The sequence below is a fragment of the Streptomyces sp. CA2R106 genome, assembly GCF_037034245.1.
GTDB lineage: Bacteria > Actinomycetota > Actinomycetes > Streptomycetales > Streptomycetaceae > Actinacidiphila.
This window is the reverse complement of the sequence record NZ_JBAGKC010000072.1, coordinates 1-5,006: the sequence shown is the minus strand read 5'-3', so window position 1 is coordinate 5,006 and position 5,006 is coordinate 1. Positions and strand designations below refer to the sequence as shown.

The 5,006-nt window shown below is 75.2% G+C and carries 2 protein-coding genes; both read right to left on the bottom strand.

The window, feature by feature from the left end; translation table 11 throughout:
* Positions 1 to 360: beta-ketoacyl synthase N-terminal-like domain-containing protein (locus WA788_RS34950; RefSeq protein ID WP_335984406.1), on the bottom strand; the 360-nt coding region annotated here is incomplete at its 3' end.
* A 172-nt stretch (positions 361 to 532) separates the two neighbouring features.
* Positions 533 to 5,006, bottom strand: a 4,474-nt coding sequence (locus tag WA788_RS34945; RefSeq protein WP_335984405.1) for an SDR family NAD(P)-dependent oxidoreductase, incomplete at its 5' end; no start/stop codon positions are given.

The window sequence follows — 5,006 nt, the reverse complement described above, 5'->3', positions numbered from 1 at the left end:
GGCCAGTGCCTCGCGGGGGCTGATCCCGAAGAACCCGGCGTCGAAGTCGCCGACGCCCTCGGCGAAGCCGCCGCGCTGCGCGTAGAAGGTGCCGGACTTCTCGGGGTCCGGGTCGTAGAGCTTCTCCAGGTCCCAGCCGCGGTCCTCTGGCAGTCCCGACATCGCGTCCCGGCCGGAGGCGACCAGATCCCACAGGCCCTCGGGCGAGTTCGCGCCGCCCGGGTAGCGGCAGCTCATCCCCACGATCGCCAGCGGTTCGGTGGACTGCGCCATGAGCCGCCGGTTCTGCTGCCGGAGCCGTTCGGCCTCCTTGACCGACCGCCTCAGGGCCTCGACGAGCTCGTTCTGGTCGCCAGCCATGCTTGTTCCTCCAGGTTCGGGCGCCTAGCGGTGATCAGCGAATCCGGTGATCGGGAGCATCAGGGGGATACGGGGAGTGCGGGAGGTGCTGACAGTGCGGGGGGTATGGAGGGAATGGAGGGAGGGATGCGGGGGCTCTGGGGCGTCCGGGATCGGGTGGCGGCACAGGCGGTCAGACCGCCGTCTCTTCGGTCATCTCGGTCATCCGGATCAGGGCCGCGGCGTCCATGTCGTCGATCGACTCGGTGGTGTCCGCGGCCGGAGAGCCGTTCTCCGCGGGGTCGTTCACCAGGTCGCGGAGGGCGTCGAGCAGGCCGGAGGCCCGCAGCCGGCCGATCGGGATCGAGGTCAGCAGGTCCCTGATCTCGTCCTCCTCCGAGGAGCGGCCGCCGGTGGCCGGCGCGGTGCCGGGCATGGCGACGGGGATCAGGTAGCGGGTGACGGCGAGCGCGGTGGGGTGGTCGAAGACGAGGGTGGTCGGCAGTTTGAGGCCGGTGGCCTGGGTGAGCCGGTTGCGCAGTTCGACGGCGGACAGCGAGTCGAAGCCGAGTTCCTTGAACGCCCGGCCCGGGTCGACCGCCGACCCGGAGGCGTGTCCGAGCACCGCCGCGACCTGCGCGGTCACCAGGTCCAGCGTGACCTGCTCCCAGTCCTCCGGGCCCGTGCCGGCCAGCCGGGAGGCGAGCGACCCGCCCCCGCCGCCGGCCGCGGCCCGGGGCTGCCGCACCTGGACCCGGACGAGTCCGGCCAGCAGGGGCGGTGCCATGCCCTGCCGGGCCTGGGTGCGGATCGAGGCGAGGTCGAGTCGCACCGGGGCGACCAGCGCGGCGTCCACCTGCTGGGCGGCGTCGAGCAGTTCGAGGCCGAGGTCGGTGGGCAGCGGTTGCAGGCCGAGCCGGTTGAGGCGGGTCAGGTCGGCGTCGCCGAGCTCGCCGGTCATGCCGGTGCGGGTCTCCCACAGGCCCCAGGCGAGCGAGACCGCCGGGCGCCCTTCGGCCCGGCGCCGTGCGGCGAGCGCGTCCAGGACGGCGTTGGCGGCCGCGTAGTTGCCCTGCCCGGGGTTGCCGATGAGGGCGGCGACGGAGGAGAACAGGACGAAGAACCGGAGGTCCGCGTCGGACGTCAACTCGTCCAGCAGCAGGGCCGCGTCGACCTTGGGCCGCATCACCCGGTCCATCTGCTCCGGGGTCAGCGACGCCACCACACCGTCGTCCAGTACACCGGCGGCGTGGATGACACCGGCCAGCGGGGTGTCCAACGCGCCGAGCAGCGAGGCGAGTTGGTCGCGGTTCGTCACGTCGCAGGCGGCGACCCGTACGCGGCAGCCGGCCGCTTCCAGTTCGGCGGTCAACTCGGCCGCGCCGGGCGCCTCCAGGCCGCGCCGGGAGACCAGCACCAGGTGGCGGGCGCCGCGGACGGTCACCAGGTGGCGTGCCACCAGGGCGCCCAGACCGCCGGTGCCACCGGTGACGAGGATCGCGTGCTCGGGGTCGGCCGGCTGCGGGACGGTGAAGACGACCTTGCCGGTGTTGCGGCCCTCGCGCAGGAAGCGGAACGCCTCGGCGTAGCGGCGTACGTCCCAGGTGCGGACGGGTGCGGGGGTGAGCACGCCCCGCGCGAAGAGGTCCAGCACCTCGGCGAGGATCTCGCCCAGCCGTTCGGGGCTGACGTCGAACAGGTCGAACGCCTGGTAGTCGACGCCCGGGTGGGCCGCCGCCACCTCCTGCGGGTCGCGGATGTCCGCCTTGCCCATCTCCAGGAACCGGCCGCCGCGCGGCAGCAGTTCCAGCGAGGCGTCGACGAAGTCGCCGGCCAGGGCGTCCAGGACGACGTCCACGCCCTTGCCGCCGGTGGCCCGGGCGAAGGTCTCGGCGAAGGCCAGGTCCCGGGAGGACGCGATGCGTTCGGCCGGGATGCCCATCGCCTGGACGGCCGCCCACTTGGCGGGGCTGGCGGTCGCGTAGACCTCCGCGCCCAGGTGCGTGGCGAGTTGGACCGCGGCCATGCCGACACCGCCCGCCGCGGCGTGGATCAGCACCCGTTCGCCGGCGCCGAGCCGGCCGAGGTCGACCAGGCCGTAGTAGGCGGTGAGGTACACCACCGGTACGGCGGCGGCCTGTTCGAACGTCCAGCCCGCGGGCATCGGCGCGACCATCCGCCGGTCCGCGACGGCGGTGGTGCCGAACGACTCCAGGACCAGGCCCGTCACGCGGTCGCCGGGCGCCAGGTCGGTGACGCCCGGGCCGGTCTCCAGCACGACGCCCGCCGCCTCGCTGCCGAGCGGTGCCTCGCCCGGGTAGACGCCGAGCGCGATGAGCACGTCGCGGAAGTTCAGGCCCGCGGCGCGCACCGAGATCCGCACCTCGCCCGCGCCCAGCGGGCGGTCGGCGTCGGAGGGGACCAGCCGCAGGCCCTCCAGCGAGCCCTTCGCCACGGGCGACAGCCGCCACGGTCCCTGCTCGGGCACCGCGGGCCCGGCCGCCCGCGCCAGCCGCGGCGCCAGGGGCCGACCGTCGCGCACCGCGAGCTGCGATTCACCCAGCGCGGCGAGCGCCGACCAGTCCGGCGCGGGGGCATCGGCGTCCGGGTCCAGGTCCACCAGCACGAAGCGGTCCAGGTGCTCGGTCTGCGCGCTGCGGACCAGGCCCCAGGCGGCAGCGGCCGCCACGTCGGGCGCCTCGCCACCGGTCGAGAGCGCGCCCCGCGTGGCCAGCACCAGCCGGGCCTGCGCCAACTCCGCGGCGCTCAGCCAGGCTTGGACCAGTTCCAGGGTCCGCGCCGCGACGCCGTGCGCCGAGCCGTCGGGGTCGGCCGGCACCGCCGCGACCACCGCGTCCGGCACCGCGGTGCCCGCGGCCACCGCCGCGGTCAACGCGGCCAGGTCGGTGAACGGCTCGCCCGCACCGGCGAGTCCGCCGAGCAGCGCCACCGCCGGCGGCGCGCCGTCCGCCGGCCGGACCGGCACCCACTCCACCGTGAACAGGCTGTCCGGCCCGTTGCCCTGGCTGCGCTCCAACTGCGCCTGGTCGACGGGGCGGAAAGCGACGGCGTCGACCGCCGCGATGACGGCGCCCTGGTCGTCGGTGATGTCGATACGGAAGGCGGAGTCGCCCGCCGGGGTGATCATCACGCGGGCCCGCGGGCCCGACGCCGTCCCGGTCCTGATCCCCGACCAGGAGAAGGGCAGGCCGACCTGCGAACCGGCCTTCGCCTCCAGCAGGCTGCCGTGCAGCGCCGCGTCCAGCAGCGCCGGGTGCACCCCGAAGCCCTGGGAGGAGCCGGCGTCGTCGTCGGGCAGGACCACGTCGGCGTAGACCTGCTCGCCGTCGCGCCAGGCGGCCCGCAGCCCCTGGAAGAGCGGCCCGTACTCGTAGCCAGCCTCGGCCAGTTGCTCGTACAGCCCCTCGACCGGCACCGCGGCGGCGCCCGACGGCGGCCACACCGCGGGGAAGGGCACCGTGGGCGCCTCGACCTCGGAGCCGAGCTTGCCGCGCGCGTGGCAGGTGGGCGCGGCGCTCTCCGCGCCGTCCTTGCCGCCCGGCGCGGAGTAGATCGCGAGGTCGCGGCGCCCGTCGTCGTCGGGAGCGCCGACGGTGACCTGGAGGTCGCGCGCCTCGCCCTCCGGCAGCAGCAGCGGGACCTGGAGGACCAGTTCCTCGACGACCGGGCAGTCCACCTGGCCGCCCACCGCGAGCGACAGCTCCACCAGGGCGGCCCCCGGCACGATGACCATGCCGAACACCGCGTGGTCCACCGTCCACGGCTGGGCCTCCTGCGAGACCCGCCCGGTGAAGACCCACTCGTCGCGGTCACCGACCCGCACCGCGGCCGACAGCACCGGGTGCGCGAACCGCGCCAGCCCGGCCCCGGTCAGATCGCCGCCGCCCCCGGCGCCGGCCGGCAGCCAGTACCGCGACCGCTGGAAGGCGTACGTCGGCAGGGGCACGGCCCGCGCGCCGGTCCCGGCGTAGAAGGCGGCCCAGTCCACGGTCGCGCCGGCTACGTGGGCCTCGGCCAGCGATGTCGCGAACCGGCCGAGCCCGCCCTCGCCGCGGCGCAACGAGCCGACGACGCGCACCCGGTCACCGCCCTCGGCCTCGCCCGCGGTCTCGGTCACCGCGGAGACCAGCACCGGGTGCGGTGACATCTCCACGAAGCAGCTCGCGCCCTCGGTCACCAACTGCCGGACGGCGGACTCGAATCCGACCTGGCCGCGCAGGTTCGCGTACCAGTAGGCCCCGTCCAGGCCCTCGGTCCCGACGAAGTCACCGGTCGCCGTCGAGTAGAAGGGAACGCGGCCCGGGCGGGGCGCCAACGGCGCCAGGACGTCGAGGAGTTCGTCCTCCATGATGCCGACCTGCGCCGAGTGCGACGCGTAGTCCACCGGCACCCGGCGGGCCCGCACCCCGTCCTGCTGCCACTGCTCGACGAGCTTGTCCAGCCGCGCGGCCTCGCCCGACACCACCACGGACCGCGGGCTGTTGACCGCCGCGATGGACACCCGGCCCTCGTGCGGCGCGATCTGCACGGCGACCTCCTCGGCGGGCAGGCCCACCGACACCATCCCGCCCAGTCCGGCCAGTCGCTCCAGCACCAGCTTCGACCGCAGCGCCACCACCCGCGCCGCGTCCTCCAACGACAACCCA